This window comes from Duganella sp. sic0402 (assembly GCF_019219065.1).
GTDB lineage: Bacteria > Pseudomonadota > Gammaproteobacteria > Burkholderiales > Burkholderiaceae_D > Rugamonas.
This window is the reverse complement of sequence record NZ_JAHUWK010000001.1, coordinates 592,938-607,180: the sequence shown is the minus strand read 5'-3', so window position 1 is coordinate 607,180 and position 14,243 is coordinate 592,938. Positions and strand designations below refer to the sequence as shown.

Genomic DNA, 14,243 nt, shown 5'->3' with positions numbered 1-14,243 from the left:
GCCGGAACGACCTCCGTGGGGACTTTTTACGCGAACGCGGGAATCGGCTGGGCTGGCTGCAGCACTGCTTCGTACAGCACTTCGGCTTTCAGCGACGCTTGCAGCGAGGCGATCGCGCCGCCGGCGCGGTACTGGAAGCTCACTTGCAGCACATCGCCCTCGCGCGCCTTGACCGGGGTGGCCAGCGGCAGCGTCATGTAATGGTTCAGCCAGTCGATGGTGCTGGAGCGCTCCTGCACCACCGCCAGAATGTTCTTGGTGACGAAGCGCATGGCATTGATCTCGCCATTGCGTTCTACTACAAACTTGCCCTGCCACGCATACACCAGCTCATTCGGCTGGTTGAAATCGATGATGCTGTAGACGGCCGGCTGCGACATTTCCACGGTACCAGGATAGATGACCGTGGTTTCCTGGAACTGAACGATCGGCGCGTAGAAGCCTTCGAAATCGTACTCCTGCTGCAGCGGCTGCACCGCCATGATGACAGCTTCCGGCAGGAACACCGGCAGCGGGCCGCCGAAGCGTTCCAGATAACGGCGCTTGAACGATTCGATCACTTCCACCTGTTTTTCGCGCAGCATGGCGACGTGGATCATCTCGCAGATCACCACATCCACCGGCTCCGGCGGCAGGTATTCGAAGGCGTCGGCGTGCACCACCTCGACTTTTTCGCCATTCGGATTCATCGACAGGAACTTGCGCGCTTCCTTGACCATGTCCGGATTGAACTCGACGCAATACACCTTGGAGGCTTGCGCCGCCGCGAACCATGACAGCACCCCGGTGCCGCCGCCCAGCTCCAGCACTTTCGCGCCCGGCTTCACGGCGTAGCTGATGGCGGACTTGAAACCGTGCATGCGGTTCTGATCCATCAGCATATTGTGATGGTAGTGGAGTGGAATAAACTGCCCCAGATAGCAGCTCTCGATTTCGCGTTCGTTCAGCATGGCGGTCCTTGGTTGATGCACTGGAGCCATTATGGTTAAGATTGTTGATGTACCATGCAGAGAACTGCGGAGAAAATACCCTCCAATTCTCAATTGCTTTACAGGAGTCTACGAAAAACATGTCTGTACAGCGTCGCAATAACGTCCGTTGTCATGGCGATGGCCCGGCCACCATCATGTTTGTACACGGCTACGGATGCGACCAGACCATGTGGCGCTTCATTTATCCGTCGTTCCAGCAGCGCTACCGGGTGGTGCTGCTGGACCTGGTGGGCAGCGGCGGCTCCGATCTGGGCGCCTACGACCGCGACAAATACAGCACGCTGCATGGCCATGCGGAGGACGTACTGGATGCGATCGACCTGTATGCGAAACAGCCGGTGGTGTTTGTCGGCCATTCTGTCAGCGCGATGATCGGCATGCTGGCGTCCATCATGGCACCGGAAAAATTCACTGCGCAGATCATGGTCGGGCCGTCTGCCAGCTACATCAATGATGGCGATTACGTCGGCGGCTACAATCCGGAAGACATTGACGGTCTGCTGCAACTGATGGAAATCGACTACGCCGGCTGGGTCAAGCGCATGGCGCCGGCGATCATGGGTGCGCCGCATCCGGCCTTGTCGAAAGAGCTGCAGAGCCGTTTCGAGCGCAACGATCCCGAGATCGCGCGTCACTTCGCCCGCGTCACCTTCACCGCCGATCACCGCGCGGACGTGGCAAAATCAACCGTCCCGGCGCTGATCCTGCAATGCAGCGACGACCTGATTGCCCCGCGCGAAGTCGGCGACTACCTGCACGCCCACCTGACGAACAGCCAGCTCGCCGTCATCAACAACATCGGCCACTGCCCGCACCTGAGCTCACCGTCGGCCAGCTCGGATGCCATCAACGACTATCTGGCGTCGCTGAGCTAGCGATTCGCTTTGCTGGCGAGGAAGGCGTTGATGGTTTTGGCGATCCAGGGTTTGTCGGCGTTGAGGGCGAATTCGGCGGCGGTGAGGTGGAAGCCGCTGTCTTTCAGCGTGGCGTCGGCGCCTTCTTTCAGTAGCAAGGCTACGACATCTTCCTGGCCTTCGCGGGCGGCGATCATCAGTGGCGTCATGCCGGACGGCGTTTCGGCGTCGATGTAGGCATGCTTTTCCAGCAGCAGCGAAGTGATCTCGACGCTGCCTGCAGCGGCGGCGTAATGTAATGCCGTCCAGCCTTTTTGATTCACCTGCGCGCCGTGCTTCAACAGCTCCAGCACCGCTGTCTGATTCTTGCGGAAGGCCGCCATCATCAGCGCGGTGTTGCCGTTCGGCGCCTTGGCTTCCAGTTCGATGCCTGGCGTATCCATCAGCAGGCGCGCGACGTTGAGCGCTTCGTAGCGCATGGCGATGATCAGGCCAGTCTCTCCGTTCGAGTCGCGCGTGTTCGGATTGACGCCGCGCAGCAGCGCGGTTTGCACGCGGCTGACCGCGTCCAACTGCGCCGCGCGGATGAAGCTGACTTCATCGTCGGTCTGCCCGGCGCCGAAAGCCGGCAGCGCCGCTGCCAGCAAACTCAGGATCAGCAGGCGGCGCTTGATCATGCCGGCACGCTGAACAGTTTGCGGAAGTTGGCCGTGGTTTGCGCCGCCACTTCTTCCACCGATACGCCCTTCAGCCTGGCGATGTACTCGCCCACGTGGGCAACAAAGCCCGGCTCGTTCATCTTGCCGCGATACGGTACCGGCGCCAGGTAAGGCGAATCGGTTTCAATCAGAATGCGCTCCAGCGGCAGTTCCAGCGCCACCGCCTGCAACTCCTTGGCACTCTTGAAGGTCACGATGCCCGAGAAGGAAATATAAAAGCCCATCTCGATGGCCGCCTTCGCCACTTCCAGCGATTCGGTGAAGCAGTGCATCACGCCGGCCACGCCGCCCGCGTCCGTGCCGGCACCCTCCTCGCGCATGATGCGGATGGTGTCCTCGCTGGCGCTGCGGGTGTGGATGATCAGCGGCTTGCGGGTGATGCGCGACGCCTTGATGTGCGTGCGGAAACGCTCGCGCTGCCATTCCAGATCGCCCTCCAGACGGTAGTAATCCAGCCCGGTTTCGCCGATGGCGATGATCTTCGGATCATCGGCCAGCTGGACCAGCTGCTCGACCGACGGTTCGGGCGTGTCCTCGTAATCCGGATGCACGCCGACCGAGGCGTAGATGTGCGGATACTGATGGGCCAGCGCCAGCACCTGCGGGAAATCCGGCAGGTCGACCGACACGCACAGTGCGTGGGTCACCTGGTTATCCGCCATCTTGGCGAGGATTTCAGGCATACGGGCTGCCAGCTCCGGAAAATTGATATGGCAATGAGAGTCGATATACATGCCGGGATTGTAACCGATCACGCTATACCACCGTTTTTGTGGAAGCGATGCCACGCCAGATCAAGAAATCGCTTTCCAGTTTGCTAATTTCATTTTACTATCACCGCACGGTATGTAATTACGTAATTCCATTACAAAACAAATAGGAGACTGAATGAGTACTACCGAAATCTTTCTGCTGGCGATGCTGCTGATCTTCGCCGTTCCCTATCTGGTATGGCGCCTCGGCCGCACCGACTACTTCGCGCCGCTGGTCGTGGTACAGATCATCATGGGCCTGATCCTCGGTCCTGGCATCATGGGCAGCGCCTTCCCCGACTATCACAAATTCGTCTTCAATCCGGACGTGGTCAAGACCATCAACGGCATTTCCCTGTGGGGCGTGATGCTGTTCGTGATGCTGGCCGGCGTGGAATTGGACCTGCGCAAGACCTGGCTGCACCGCCGCGAAAGCTTCACCACCGCTGGCCTGTCGCTGACCGTGCCGCTGATCTGCGGCTGCGCTGCGGCCCTGCTGCTGCTGAATTACGAAGGCTGGAAAGGCGCCAAGGCAGCCGACTGGCAATTCATGATCGGCACCGGCATGGCCTGCGCCGTGACCGCGCTGCCGGTACTGGTGATGCTGCTGGACAAGCTGGAGATCCTGCGCCAGCCGATGGGCCAGCGACTGCTGCGCTACGCCAGCCTGGACGACGTTGCCATCTGGGGCGTACTGGCGCTGCTGATGCTGGACTGGGAGCGGGTTGGCCGTCAGGCCGGCTTCCTGGCCGCCTTCGCGCTGCTGACCTTTGTGTTCCGCCGCCTGATGGCGCGCCTGCAAACCAACGACCGCTGGGCGGTGGCGCTGATCTGGCTGATCCTGTGTGCATTCGGCGCCGACTGGGCCGGCTTGCACTTCATGGTTGGCGCCTTCCTGGCCGGCGTGGTGATGGACGCCGAATGGTTCGGCCAGGAAGCACTGGACGCCATCTTCAAGAACGTGCTGCTGATCATGATGCCGGTATTCTTCCTCAGCACCGGTTTGCGCACCAAATGGGATGTGGGCGGCTATTCGGTGTTCTTCGTGGCCGGCCTGCTGTTGCTGGCGTCGGTGGGCGGCAAGGTGGCGGCGGCGCATATCTCGGGCAAAATCCTTAAGTGGAAGGATGGCGAAGCCTCGATCATTGGCTGGCTGCTGCAATCCAAGGGGCTGATTGAAATCGTGTTTGCCAACATCCTGCTGGACAAGCAAATCATCACCGGCGAGACGTTCACCGCCCTGCTGCTGATGGCGGTCGGCAGCACCATGTTGACGATTCCGGTTGTGCACCCTAAACTCAATCGTGCACAGAACCGCGGGCTGGTGGGGCAAGCCAGCTAGCAAACCAACAAGGACAGAGACATGGCGCGTACCGGATTAACCAAGGCAGAAGTCAAAGCCAGCCGCGACCGGCTACAGGCCGAGGGGCGCTACCCTTCGGTTGATGCGGTCCGCCATGACCTGGGCACCGGCTCCAAGTCGACCATCCACAAGCATCTGAAAGAGTTGCAGGAGGAAGACAGCCAGTCCGGCGGCATCCGCCGCGACGCCACCGAGCGCAGCGTGAATGCGCTGGTCGAACAATTGGCCAGCCGCCTGCACGACGATGCCGACCGCCGCTTCCGCGAACTCTGCGCCGGTCATGAGCAGCAGCTGCAGGCCAAGGACCGCGAACTGGCGGCGCTGCGCGCCACCGTTGAGCGGCTGTCCGCACGCGTCGAGGAACTGGAAATCGAAACCTACGGCGCGCTGCCGCAGGAAGGCGGATTCGGCGACTTCAGCAATCTGTTCGCCAGCTCGCGCGGCGGCCAGCGTGACGATACCGCCTTCAACATCATCCTGTCCGGCGGCCGCTCGGCGACCATCGACTTCGACAGCCCGCAAATGCAGCTGGCGCCGCGCCTGATGTAAGCCTTACAAAGTGTGGGTGGCGCGCGAGGAACGCAAGGCCGCGCCTAGAATGTCTTCAATGCGCAGCCTGGCGCGCCGGCCGCTCTCATCATCCGGAAAATGCACGCCGATGCCCTGTGCCTTGTTGTTATGCGCGCCGGGCGGCGTAATCCACGCGACCTTGCCGGCAATCGGATATTTGTTGGGATCGTCCATCAGCGCCAGGATCAGATACACCTCGTCGCCCAGCTTGTAAGGCTTCTGCGTCGGCACGAACATGCCGCCGTTTTTCAGGAACGGCATGTAAGCTGCGTACAGCGCCGCCTTTTCCTTGATTGCCAGCGACAGCACCGTCGGCCGAGGCGCCATGGGCCTGGTGTTCTGGTCGAGCGGGCTGGCAGCGGACATACTTTACCTTTCAGGCACAGCAGTGAGCATAGTCAAGCAGCATATCCTCAAGGAACAGCTTGGGCGACAGCGGATGGTCAGCCGTCGCGCGGCGTTCGTTGGCGCTTTTGATCGCTGTCAGCAAGCGGCTGACGTGGACTTTGTCGGCCAGGCTGGCAAGCTCTTTCTGGTAACGAGGATAATACCGGATGTTACCCGCCAGTTTGTAGGAAAACACATCATAAAGCCAGCGCTGCAAGCACGAAACCGGGCCGCTGAGCGGCACTTTCTGTAGCTTGTCAGCGACTTTCAAAGCGCCCTCCACTGTTGGATGGGCCAGCAGTTGCAGCAAGGTTTCCAGTTCCTCGCGGCTGCCGGTTTCGGCTTGCTGCATGGCAGCCAGTGGCGCACCGCCCTGCTCGCGCAGCCAGCTGTCCGCGTCCGCCACCCCTTGCGCCTTGAGCCAGGCCAGCGCTTCATCGTGACTCGGCATCGGCAAGGCGAATTTGCGGCAGCGCGACAGGATCGTCGGCAGCAGCCGGTCGAGGCTGTTCGACGCCAGCAGGAACACGGTGCCTGGCGGGGGTTCTTCCAGCGTTTTCAGCAAGGCGTTGGAAGCCGGCATGTTCAGCGCTTCGGCCGGATACAGCACCACTACCCGCAAGCCCTGGCGGTGAGTGGAGATATTCATGAAATCCGCCAGCGCGCGGATCTGTTCGATCTTGATGTCCTTGGATGGGGCCTTGGACTTGGCAGCCTTCTTGGCCTCGCCTTCGCCCTCCTCGCCCTCGACCGGTTCGTCTTCCATCGATTCGGGACGCACGCGGCGGTAGTCCGGGTGATTCTGCTGCGAGAACCAGCCGCAGGAGGCGCACTGGCCGCAGGCGTGGCCATCCGGCAGCACCGCCTCGCACAGCAGGCCCTGGGCAAATTTTTCGATGAAGTCGGACTTGCCTATCCCGGCAGCGCCATGGAACAGGATGGCGTGCGGCATGCGCTGGCGCAGCGTTTGCAGCTGCTGCCACGACGATTCCTGCCACGGGTAGATGGAATTGCTCATTATTCAGTATTCTATTTCAAAAGAACGCGTCCAGGATGACGGTCAGCTGCTGCTGGATATCGGCGATGCTTTGGGTCGAATCGATGACGCGGAAGCGCTGCGGATACTGGGCTGCGCGGCGCAGGTATTCGTTGCGGGTGGCGGCGAAGAAATCCGCCTTTTCCTGCTCGAATTTGTCCAGCTCCCGGGTGGCGTCGAGGCGCGCGCGCGCCACTTCCAGCGGCACGTCGAACAGCAAGGTCAGGTCCGGTTGCAGTTCCGGATGCACCCATTGCTCCAGCGTGTCCAGCTTGGCCAGGCTCAGCTTGCGGCCACCGCCCTGGTAGGCGAACGAGGAATCGGTGAAGCGGTCGGAAATCACCCAGGCGCCGCGCGCCAACGCCGGCTGGATCACTTGGGCGAGATGTTCACGGCGGCTGGCGAACACCAGCAGCGCCTCGGTTTCCAGGTGCATTTTTTCGTGCAGCACGATCTCGCGCAGCTTTTCGCCCAGCGGCGTACCGCCCGGCTCGCGCGAGCTGACCAGCTCGATGCCGCGCTGCTTGAGGTAGTCGCTGACAAAGGCGATGTGCGTGGACTTGCCAGCGCCGTCGATGCCTTCAAAGGTGATGAATTTGCTCATTAACTCTTATTATCGTTGATACTGATTGACTGCCCGATTGTGATCGTTCAGGTTGTCCGAGAACTGGCTGGTGCCATTGCCCCGCGAGACGAAATACAGGGCCGCCGTCTTGGCCGGCGACATGGCCGCCGTCAGCGACTGCACGCCTGGCAAGGCGATCGGCGTCGGCGGCAGGCCGGTACGGGTGTAGGTATTGTAAGGGGTGTCGGTTTCCAGATCCTTCTTGCGGATCTTGCCGTCGTATTTCAGGCCCATGCCGTAGATCACGGTCGGATCGGTTTGCAGCAGCATGCCCAGGCGCAGACGGTTGACGAATACGCCGGCGATCATGGCGCGCTCGGACTTCTGGCCGGTTTCCTTTTCGACGATGGACGCCATGGTCAGCGCCTCGTACGGCGTTTTGTAAGGCAACGCCGTATCACGCTTGGCCCACGCATCATTGAGGCGGGTCAACATCATCACATGCGCCTGCTTGTAAATTTGCAGGTCGCTGGCGCCTTTGGCAAACAGATAGGTATCCGGGAAGAACAGGCCCTCGGCCTGCTTGTAGTCGGAAGCGATCGCGCTCAGCACTTCCTGGTCGGACAGCGCCACCGTATCATGCTTGAGGCCTTTGTGGGCGGCGATGGCGGCGCGCATCTGGCGGAAACTCCAGCCTTCGATGATGGTCAGCTGCTCCTGCGCGAATTCGCCGCGCGCCAGCTGGTCGATCAGCCGCAGCGGAGTCGAGCCTGGCTTCAGTTCATAGGAACCGGCTTTCAGCTTGGCGCTTTTATTGGTCACGCGCGCCAGCAGGTTGAACAGCAAGGGCTGGATCGGCACGCCGGCTTCGGCAATCTGCTGGCCGGCGGCGTGGGCGCCGCTACCGGGCGTGATGGTGAAATCAATGGCCTCGGCTCCCTCCGGAGTGATGGGATTCTGCGACCAGTACATGAAATAACCGCCGCCGGCGAGCGCCAGCAAGAAACATAGTCCAATTATTTTTTTGATAAAAGCCATTATGAAAGCCGTATTGTTGGATCAAGTCGCACAGCTTGCCAGTTCTTGACAGCGTGCGCCAGTGTCGCGTTTTGTGCGTCATCCGACGCGATCTGCGCGACATCACTATAATGAGCCCGTAATGATAATGCTTTCACCGTCAAAAGATTGAAAATTATGCCTTCCTGGAATGAACTTTTAGCGCAGCAAGCCGCCCCACTGGCCGCCACGCAACTGGCCGCCGGTTTTGTCGCCCCGATTACCGACCTCGGCCTGATCGCCCTGGACGGCGAGGAATCGGCCAGTTTCCTGCACACCCAGCTGACCAACGACGTCGAACACCTGGGCCAGGGCGAAGCGCGCCTGGCCGGTTATTGTTCGCCGAAGGGCCGCTTGCTGGCCTCGTTCCTGATGTGGCGCAACGAGACGACGATCTTCCTGCAATTGCCGCGCGACATACAGGCAGCGGTGCAAAAGCGCCTGTCGATGTTTGTGCTGCGTGCCAAAACCAAGCTGAGCGACGCCGGCGAGCTGCCAGCTCATCAGGTCGTGCTGGGTCTGGGCGGCGCTCTGGCTGACGCCGCGCTGCAAAGCTGGTTCGACGCCCTGCCCGCCCAGCCGTTCAGCAAGCTGGATCACCCGCTGGGCACGCTGATCCGCGTTGCCGATGCGTTTGGCGCGCCGCGCTATCAGTGGCTGTTGTCCGCGGAAACTGCGCAAAATGTCGTGCCCGAGCTGGCCGACAAGCTGAATGTGGGTGGCAACGATGCCTGGCATTTGTCGGAGATCCACGCCGGCATTCCGCAAATCGGCAAGGCCACGCAAGAACAGTTTGTGCCGCAGATGATCAATTTCGAGCTGTTGGGCGGGGTCAACTTCAAGAAGGGTTGCTATCCGGGCCAGGAAATCGTCGCGCGCAGCCAGTATCTTGGCAAGCTCAAGCGCCGTACCACGCTGGTCAGCATTCCTGACCTGAGCGCGGCTGCGGGCCAGGAAGTATTCGCCACCGCCGATCCTGAACAGCCTTGCGGCATGATCGTCAACGCCGCGCCGAACGGCAATGGCGGCGTCGATGCACTGGTGGAGATGAAGCTGGCGGCGATCGAGGCGGCGTCCGTGCGGCTGGGTTCGGCGCAGGGACCGGCACTGGCTTTCCTCGACATGCCTTATGTGCTAGAACCACTCGACCTCTAGCATGGATCTGTATATCTACTACAAGGTCAAGGACAGCGATGCGCCGTCCTTGCTGGCAGCGGTCGCCTCCATGCAGGCCGGGTTGACGCAGCGCCATGGCGTTGTGTGCCAGCTCAAGCGCCGTCCGGAAACCAGGGAAGGCTTGCAAACGTGGATGGAAGTCTATTCCAGCACGCCGGAGGGCTTCGCGGCAATATTGCAGCAGGCCGTCGCACAGTCCGGTGTGGATCAATACACCACCGGACTGCGTCACACCGAAGTGTTTATGGATATCGTCCCATGTGCCTGATCGTCTTTGCCTGGCAGGTGGTGCCAGCAGTGCCGCTGATCGCCGCCGCCAACCGCGATGAGTTCTACCAGCGCGCCACCGCGCCGGCTGGCCCATGGCCCGAACACCCGCAGATTTACGCCGGCCGCGACCTGCAAGCCGGCGGCAGCTGGATGGGCATCACCCAGGCCGGCGAAGATGGCGGACCATCGCGCTTTGCCGCCATCACCAACATTCGCGCGCCGTCCGAGCACAAGGACAATGCGCCATCGCGCGGCCAGCTGGTGGCCGATTATCTGGCCGGCAGCATGACGCCGCAAGAATATGTCGCGGCCATCCGCGCCACCGCCGGTCAATACAACGGCTTCAACCTGGTGCTGGGCGACCGCGACACCCTGATCTGGTATTCCAACAAAGGCGACAATGACACGCGCAATGGCAAGCCGCTAGAGCCTGGCGTCTACGGCCTGTCGAACGCGCTGCTGGATGCGCCCTGGCCGAAAGTGGTCAAGACCAAAGCCCAGTTCGCCAGCCTGCTATGCCTGGGCGCGCCGGACGACGCCTTTTTCGAAATGCTGGCCGACACCGCTCCAGCGCCCGACATGCGCCTGCCGGAAACCGGCGTGCCGCGCGATCTGGAACGCGTGCTGTCCGCAGTCCGCATCGAAAGTCCAGGCTACGGCACCCGCACCTCGACCGTCGTCAAACTCTACGCCAACGCCCCCGCCACGCTGCAAGAGATGTTGATCCACTAGCAGCAGGCTGCATTGCGCTCCCCGGAATTTTTTGAAATTTACCCACCTTAACACGGCTTAACACATGAATTTTATAAGATGGCTGTTCTTGCCCATGGCAGTACAAGCGTCTTATTTTCATGATTATTGCCAGCGCGGATAGCTCCTGGATTAATGTTTTTGATCTACCCCTGAATGAACGTTACGGCCCCGCGCCGTGCGAAGCCATACAGCATATCGCACTGGTTAACGCCGGCCGCGTCAGCGCTCAGACGCGGCCGGCGATGCCGGATGCAGCGCTGCTGGCGCTGATACGCCAGGCCATGCAGGCCGTGCCGCATGCTGTTACGGCACGTTTGCAGGACAGTTTTCTCGGTGTGTATTTCGCCAACGGCGTGGGCTCATCGGCGGTGACCGATATCGTCGTCTCGCCGCGCAGCGAATTCCTCGGCCTGATCATCGTGCTGGATATCGAAGCGCTGCGGCACGACAACGCCAATGCCTGGGCCAGCTGGCGCGAGCGTTCGCCGTTCGAGCAATCCGCCTCGATCACGCTGACAACGCGGATTGCACATGACGATGACGACAGTCTGCTGCATGCGATCCAGTTCCTGCTGTTGCACGAACTAGGCCACGCATTGAGCGCCGGCCGCGCCTTGGTGCCGGACTGGTGGAGCGGCCTGCCCGAGCATGGCCGCGAAGATGATTACGCTTTCCTGCCGCTGTCCTGGCATATCGATGAACAGCGCCGCATCGTGCCGTTGCCTGGCCATGACTTTCCGCTGCGCGGCAGCGTCTCGCATTACGACGGCGACACACGCCTGCCTGCCGCCTACATCACCGATATCTATCGCGCCTTGAAACGTACCAGCTTCCCGACGCTGTATGCCGCCTCCAGCGTGCACGAGGACTTTGCCGAATCGTTCGCCTGCCACGTCCACCAGCGATGGATGAACCAGCCGATGGCGATCAGCATTCACCAACACGGCGAACTGGTGATGCATTGGGAAGTGGACTGGCGCAGCGAACGCTACGCCAGCAAGCGCGAGTTCTTCGAACGGCTGCTAGGCGCGTGAGCGTTCCAGCAAATCACGGAAGGCTTTGAACACTTTCTGCATCGCCGGGATTTTATAGGGGAACATCTCCTCCGGGTCCATCGCGTGCACGATCATGGCGTTGTCGACCTCGAAGATCAGCAGCTCGCCGTTCGGCATTTCCGCGCAGTCGATGCCCAGGTACGGCAAGCCCATGCGTTGATTGATGGCGTGCAGCGCCGCCTTGTGCCGCTGTGCAAAGCCTTGATCGAAGCTGGCCATGGCGGCGGCTTCCTCATCGCGTTTCTGCGCGCTTTCGGTCATGCCGGCGTTCAGGTAATGAATCATCCAGTGTTTGGAAATCGCGTAATGGCAGATGAAGGGCTGGCCTTCGATCAGCGCCACGCGGTATTTGCGGAACATCCCATCATCGCTACGGTAGTCGACAAAGCGCGACACGTAGAACTGCGGCCCTTCCACTTCCTTCAGGTACTTGCCCAGCGCCGCCGGGGTGTCGATCTTCTGCAAATTAGTGCCTGCGTGCGAGCCCAGGGGCCGCACGATCATCGGGAATCCGCCATCCGGCAACAGCGTTTCGACCGGCAAGGCGCCGGACGCGATCGCATTCAGCGCGCCCAAACCGGTGCGTATCGACACCGGCATTTCCACTCCGGGCGCGCCGCGCAAGGCCGCGCAGGCGCCATCGCGCGACAGCATGCGTATCTGTTCCGGCCGATTGATCACGGGGCGCGGCCAGCCGCTGGTGTATTCCATCAGGCGCTTCAGCAGCACCTGGCTGGCTTCCGACTCTGCCACAGCCACCAGCATCACATCGTGTTCCGGCACTTCCTCGGGAAAGTCCTCGTCGGCGCGCAGGTAGAGCAGCTCCAGCGTCACATCGCTGTTCTCGACCAGGAATTCGACCGGCGTGTTGGCCATCAGATCGCCCGGCCCCATCAGCACCAGCAAGGTCAGGCCCGGATCGCGGCGGGCGGCGATGGTGTAGCGCGGTTGCAGCATGATGGCCTCCGCCTGCACCGCCAGCGCGTCGTCGCGGTTGCCGGTCAGTTGCAGCACGGTGGAAAAATCCATATAGGCGTGGGCGTCATTGGGATAGGCTTGAGCGCGCTCCAGCAGCGTCTGGCCAACTGGCGACAGGTCTTCGCCGGCGAAAGCGCGGCGCATCAGCGGCGCCACACCGATCAGCGGCGCGTTGTGCTGGCCGATGGTATGTGTGTCAAAAGTCATGCAGGCTCCAGATCAGATGTGCCGAGTTTCAGCACCGCGTCCAGCAGCGCGTCGATGTCCTGCTGGCCGGTGCGGTGGTTGACGATGGCGACGCGGATCGCCAGCTGTCCTTGGATGGTGGTAGCGGAGGGAGCGGCAATGCCGGACTCCTGCAACCGCACGATCAGCGCCGCGTTGAAGGCATCGCTGGCGCGGTAGCGGAAGCAGACGATGTTGAGCGCAACCGGCGCCAGCAACTCCAGCTCCGCTTGCGCCGCAACGCGCTCTTCAAGGTATTGCGCCAGCAAACAGGTTTCATGAATCACCTGGCCGATCCGCTGCGCGCCAAACACCTGGAAGGTGAACCAGGTTTTCAGCGCGCGAAAACCGCGCGACAAATCCGGGCCGAAGTCGCACGGCCACGGCGAATTGGCGGCCATGCCGCGCGTATCGCGGCGCAGATAGGTATCGCGGCTGGCGAAAGTATCCAGGTGCGCCGCGCCGTCGCGCATCAGGATGAAGCCGGCGTCGTACGGCACCTGTCCCCATTTATGGAAATCGCAGGCGATGGAATCCGCCAGCTCGATGCCCTCCAGCAGCGGACGCAGCGGCGGCGACAGCGCCGCCAAGGCGCCATATGCCCCATCGACGTGGAACCACAGGCGGTTGCGCTCCGCGATGGCCGCCAGCAACGGCAACTGGTCGATCGCGCCAACATCCACCGTGCCAGCCGTGCCGGTAATCAGGAAGGGCTGCAAGCCGGCCTGCCGGTCGGCCGTGATGGCGGTTTCCAGCGCCATCACATCCATCTGGAATTGCGCGTTCACCGGTATCTTGCGCAGGTTAGCGCTGCCCAGGCCTGCCAGGTCCATGGCCTGCGCAATGCAGCCGTGTGCGCCTGCCGACGCGTAGGCCACCAGCTGCCGCTTCGGCGGCACGCCATGGGTGCGCACCTCGCGCCCCAGTGCGCGGTAGCGGGCCGCCAGCACCGCGATCATATTCGCCATCGAACTGCCGGTGGCGAACAGGCCGGATGCGTGGGGAGGAAACTCGAACAGCTCCGCCATCCAGCGCACCATCTGGCGCTCAAGCTCGATCGGAATGTGGTCGCGGCCGCCGCAATTGGCATTCAGGCCGGCCGCCAGCATCTCGGCCAGCATACCGACCGGGGTGCCGCCGCCATGCACCCAGCCGAAAAAGCCCGGATGAACGTTGCCCACGGTATGCGGCAGGATGTGGTCCATGAACTGCTGGTGCACTTCGGCCAGCTCGCTGCCCTGCGCCGGCATGCCGCTGCGGAAAGCGGCGCGGGCGCTGTCCGGTATCGGCTGCCAGACCGGACGCTGGCGGATGCCTTGCAGGTAGTCGATCATATCGTCCAGCATGCGATGGCCCTGCGCCCGGAACTGCTGCCAATCCGCCGGATCCAGAGGGCCGGCGAAATTTTCTTGGGTTTTCTTTGCCATTTGACTCAATTTTTTCTGCAACCTGCCGTTATCTCCAGTAGCGGGGCAATCCACCGAATGAACTA

The 14,243-nt window shown here is 61.7% G+C and carries 16 protein-coding genes; 7 read left to right on the top strand and 9 right to left on the bottom strand.

Features of this window, described 5'->3' with window-relative positions:
* Positions 1-26: 26 nt before the first annotated feature.
* A complete protein-coding gene (locus tag KW842_RS02635; RefSeq protein ID WP_218302519.1) occupies positions 27-950 on the bottom strand; it encodes a methyltransferase domain-containing protein in 924 nt (307 codons plus the stop codon).
* Between the two features lie 119 nt (positions 951-1,069).
* On the opposite strand from KW842_RS02635, the gene KW842_RS02630 reads away from it, so the two are divergent.
* Entirely contained in the window at positions 1,070-1,867 is a 798-nt protein-coding gene (locus KW842_RS02630; protein WP_218302518.1) for an alpha/beta fold hydrolase, read from the top strand.
* On the opposite strand, the gene KW842_RS02625 is transcribed toward KW842_RS02630, so the two are convergent.
* On the bottom strand, positions 1,864-2,523 hold the full coding sequence (locus KW842_RS02625; protein WP_218302517.1) for an ankyrin repeat domain-containing protein: 660 nt from the start codon (positions 2,521-2,523) through the stop codon (positions 1,864-1,866). The two genes, KW842_RS02630 and KW842_RS02625, sit on opposite strands and share 4 nt — an antisense overlap.
* Positions 2,520-3,299, bottom strand: coding sequence for a TatD family hydrolase (locus KW842_RS02620; RefSeq protein ID WP_218302516.1), 780 nt, complete (start codon positions 3,297-3,299; stop codon positions 2,520-2,522). Before KW842_RS02620 ends, KW842_RS02625 begins: the two co-directional genes overlap by 4 nt.
* Positions 3,300-3,453: 154 nt before the next feature.
* Here KW842_RS02620 and KW842_RS02615 point away from each other — a divergent pair, with 154 nt between their 5' ends.
* Positions 3,454-4,659 carry a cation:proton antiporter gene (locus tag KW842_RS02615; RefSeq protein WP_218302515.1) on the top strand — a complete coding sequence of 402 codons (1,206 nt, stop codon included), beginning with the start codon at positions 3,454-3,456 and terminating at the stop codon, positions 4,657-4,659.
* 21 nt (positions 4,660-4,680) lie between these two features.
* A complete protein-coding gene (locus KW842_RS02610; protein ID WP_218302514.1) occupies positions 4,681-5,229 on the top strand; it encodes a DNA-binding protein in 549 nt (182 codons plus the stop codon).
* A 3-nt stretch (positions 5,230-5,232) separates the two neighbouring features.
* Here KW842_RS02610 and KW842_RS02605 read toward each other — a convergent pair whose 3' ends face one another.
* The 4 genes from KW842_RS02605 to mltG are packed head-to-tail and all read right to left on the bottom strand — an operon-like array spanning position 5,233 to position 8,276.
* The gene (locus tag KW842_RS02605) at positions 5,233-5,616 is read right to left on the bottom strand and encodes a PilZ domain-containing protein (RefSeq protein WP_218302513.1); all 384 of its coding nucleotides are present in this window, start codon (positions 5,614-5,616) and stop codon (positions 5,233-5,235) included.
* A 10-nt stretch (positions 5,617-5,626) separates the two neighbouring features.
* A complete protein-coding gene (locus tag KW842_RS02600) occupies positions 5,627-6,655 on the bottom strand; it encodes a DNA polymerase III subunit delta' (protein ID WP_218302512.1) in 1,029 nt (342 codons plus the stop codon).
* 16 nt (positions 6,656-6,671) lie between these two features.
* Positions 6,672-7,277 carry a dTMP kinase gene (tmk, locus tag KW842_RS02595; RefSeq protein WP_218302511.1) on the bottom strand — a complete coding sequence of 202 codons (606 nt, stop codon included), beginning with the start codon at positions 7,275-7,277 and terminating at the stop codon, positions 6,672-6,674.
* Between the two features lie 9 nt (positions 7,278-7,286).
* On the bottom strand, positions 7,287-8,276 hold the full coding sequence (gene mltG / locus KW842_RS02590; RefSeq protein ID WP_218302510.1) for an endolytic transglycosylase MltG: 990 nt from the start codon (positions 8,274-8,276) through the stop codon (positions 7,287-7,289).
* 156 nt (positions 8,277-8,432) lie between these two features.
* On the opposite strand from mltG, the gene KW842_RS02585 reads away from it, so the two are divergent.
* The 4 genes from KW842_RS02585 (at position 8,433) to KW842_RS02570 (ending at position 11,527) form a co-directional block, all read left to right on the top strand.
* Positions 8,433-9,449: a folate-binding protein YgfZ gene (locus KW842_RS02585; RefSeq protein WP_218302509.1), complete on the top strand. Its 1,017-nt coding sequence runs from the start codon at positions 8,433-8,435 to the stop codon at positions 9,447-9,449.
* 1 nt (position 9,450) lies between these two features.
* Positions 9,451-9,738, top strand: coding sequence for a DUF4936 family protein (locus KW842_RS02580; protein ID WP_218302508.1), 288 nt, complete (start codon positions 9,451-9,453; stop codon positions 9,736-9,738).
* On the top strand, positions 9,729-10,472 hold the full coding sequence (locus tag KW842_RS02575; RefSeq protein WP_218302507.1) for an NRDE family protein: 744 nt from the start codon (positions 9,729-9,731) through the stop codon (positions 10,470-10,472). The genes KW842_RS02580 and KW842_RS02575 overlap by 10 nt, the downstream gene beginning before the upstream one ends.
* Before the next feature lie 119 nt (positions 10,473-10,591).
* On the top strand, positions 10,592-11,527 hold the full coding sequence (locus KW842_RS02570; RefSeq protein WP_218302506.1) for a hypothetical protein: 936 nt from the start codon (positions 10,592-10,594) through the stop codon (positions 11,525-11,527).
* Here KW842_RS02570 and KW842_RS02565 read toward each other — a convergent pair.
* Both KW842_RS02565 and KW842_RS02560 read right to left on the bottom strand, forming a co-directional pair.
* Positions 11,516-12,733, bottom strand: coding sequence for a RimK family alpha-L-glutamate ligase (locus tag KW842_RS02565; RefSeq protein WP_218302505.1), 1,218 nt, complete (start codon positions 12,731-12,733; stop codon positions 11,516-11,518). The genes KW842_RS02570 and KW842_RS02565 overlap by 12 nt on opposite strands.
* Positions 12,730-14,178: a pyridoxal-dependent decarboxylase gene (locus KW842_RS02560; RefSeq protein ID WP_229223446.1), complete on the bottom strand. Its 1,449-nt coding sequence runs from the start codon at positions 14,176-14,178 to the stop codon at positions 12,730-12,732. Before KW842_RS02560 ends, KW842_RS02565 begins: the two co-directional genes overlap by 4 nt.
* Positions 14,179-14,243: the final 65 nt, after the last annotated feature.

Excerpts from the sequence above, each read along its gene's own strand:
- KW842_RS02635 (WP_218302519.1), bottom strand. The coding sequence starts at position 950 with ATGCTGAACGAACGCGAAATCGAGAGCTGCTATCTGGGGCAGTTTATT.
- KW842_RS02630 (WP_218302518.1), top strand. The coding sequence starts at position 1,070 with ATGTCTGTACAGCGTCGCAATAACGTCCGTTGTCATGGCGATGGCCCG.
- KW842_RS02625 (WP_218302517.1), bottom strand. The coding sequence starts at position 2,523 with ATGATCAAGCGCCGCCTGCTGATCCTGAGTTTGCTGGCAGCGGCGCTG.
- KW842_RS02620 (WP_218302516.1), bottom strand. The coding sequence starts at position 3,299 with ATGTATATCGACTCTCATTGCCATATCAATTTTCCGGAGCTGGCAGCC.
- KW842_RS02615 (WP_218302515.1), top strand. The coding sequence starts at position 3,454 with ATGAGTACTACCGAAATCTTTCTGCTGGCGATGCTGCTGATCTTCGCC.
- KW842_RS02610 (WP_218302514.1), top strand. The coding sequence starts at position 4,681 with ATGGCGCGTACCGGATTAACCAAGGCAGAAGTCAAAGCCAGCCGCGAC.
- KW842_RS02605 (WP_218302513.1), bottom strand. The coding sequence starts at position 5,616 with ATGTCCGCTGCCAGCCCGCTCGACCAGAACACCAGGCCCATGGCGCCT.
- KW842_RS02600 (WP_218302512.1), bottom strand. The coding sequence starts at position 6,655 with ATGAGCAATTCCATCTACCCGTGGCAGGAATCGTCGTGGCAGCAGCTG.
- tmk (WP_218302511.1), bottom strand. The coding sequence starts at position 7,277 with ATGAGCAAATTCATCACCTTTGAAGGCATCGACGGCGCTGGCAAGTCC.
- mltG (WP_218302510.1), bottom strand. The coding sequence starts at position 8,276 with ATGGCTTTTATCAAAAAAATAATTGGACTATGTTTCTTGCTGGCGCTC.
- KW842_RS02585 (WP_218302509.1), top strand. The coding sequence starts at position 8,433 with ATGCCTTCCTGGAATGAACTTTTAGCGCAGCAAGCCGCCCCACTGGCC.
- KW842_RS02580 (WP_218302508.1), top strand. The coding sequence starts at position 9,451 with ATGGATCTGTATATCTACTACAAGGTCAAGGACAGCGATGCGCCGTCC.
- KW842_RS02575 (WP_218302507.1), top strand. The coding sequence starts at position 9,729 with ATGTGCCTGATCGTCTTTGCCTGGCAGGTGGTGCCAGCAGTGCCGCTG.
- KW842_RS02570 (WP_218302506.1), top strand. The coding sequence starts at position 10,592 with ATGATTATTGCCAGCGCGGATAGCTCCTGGATTAATGTTTTTGATCTA.
- KW842_RS02565 (WP_218302505.1), bottom strand. The coding sequence starts at position 12,733 with ATGACTTTTGACACACATACCATCGGCCAGCACAACGCGCCGCTGATC.
- KW842_RS02560 (WP_229223446.1), bottom strand. The coding sequence starts at position 14,178 with ATGGCAAAGAAAACCCAAGAAAATTTCGCCGGCCCTCTGGATCCGGCG.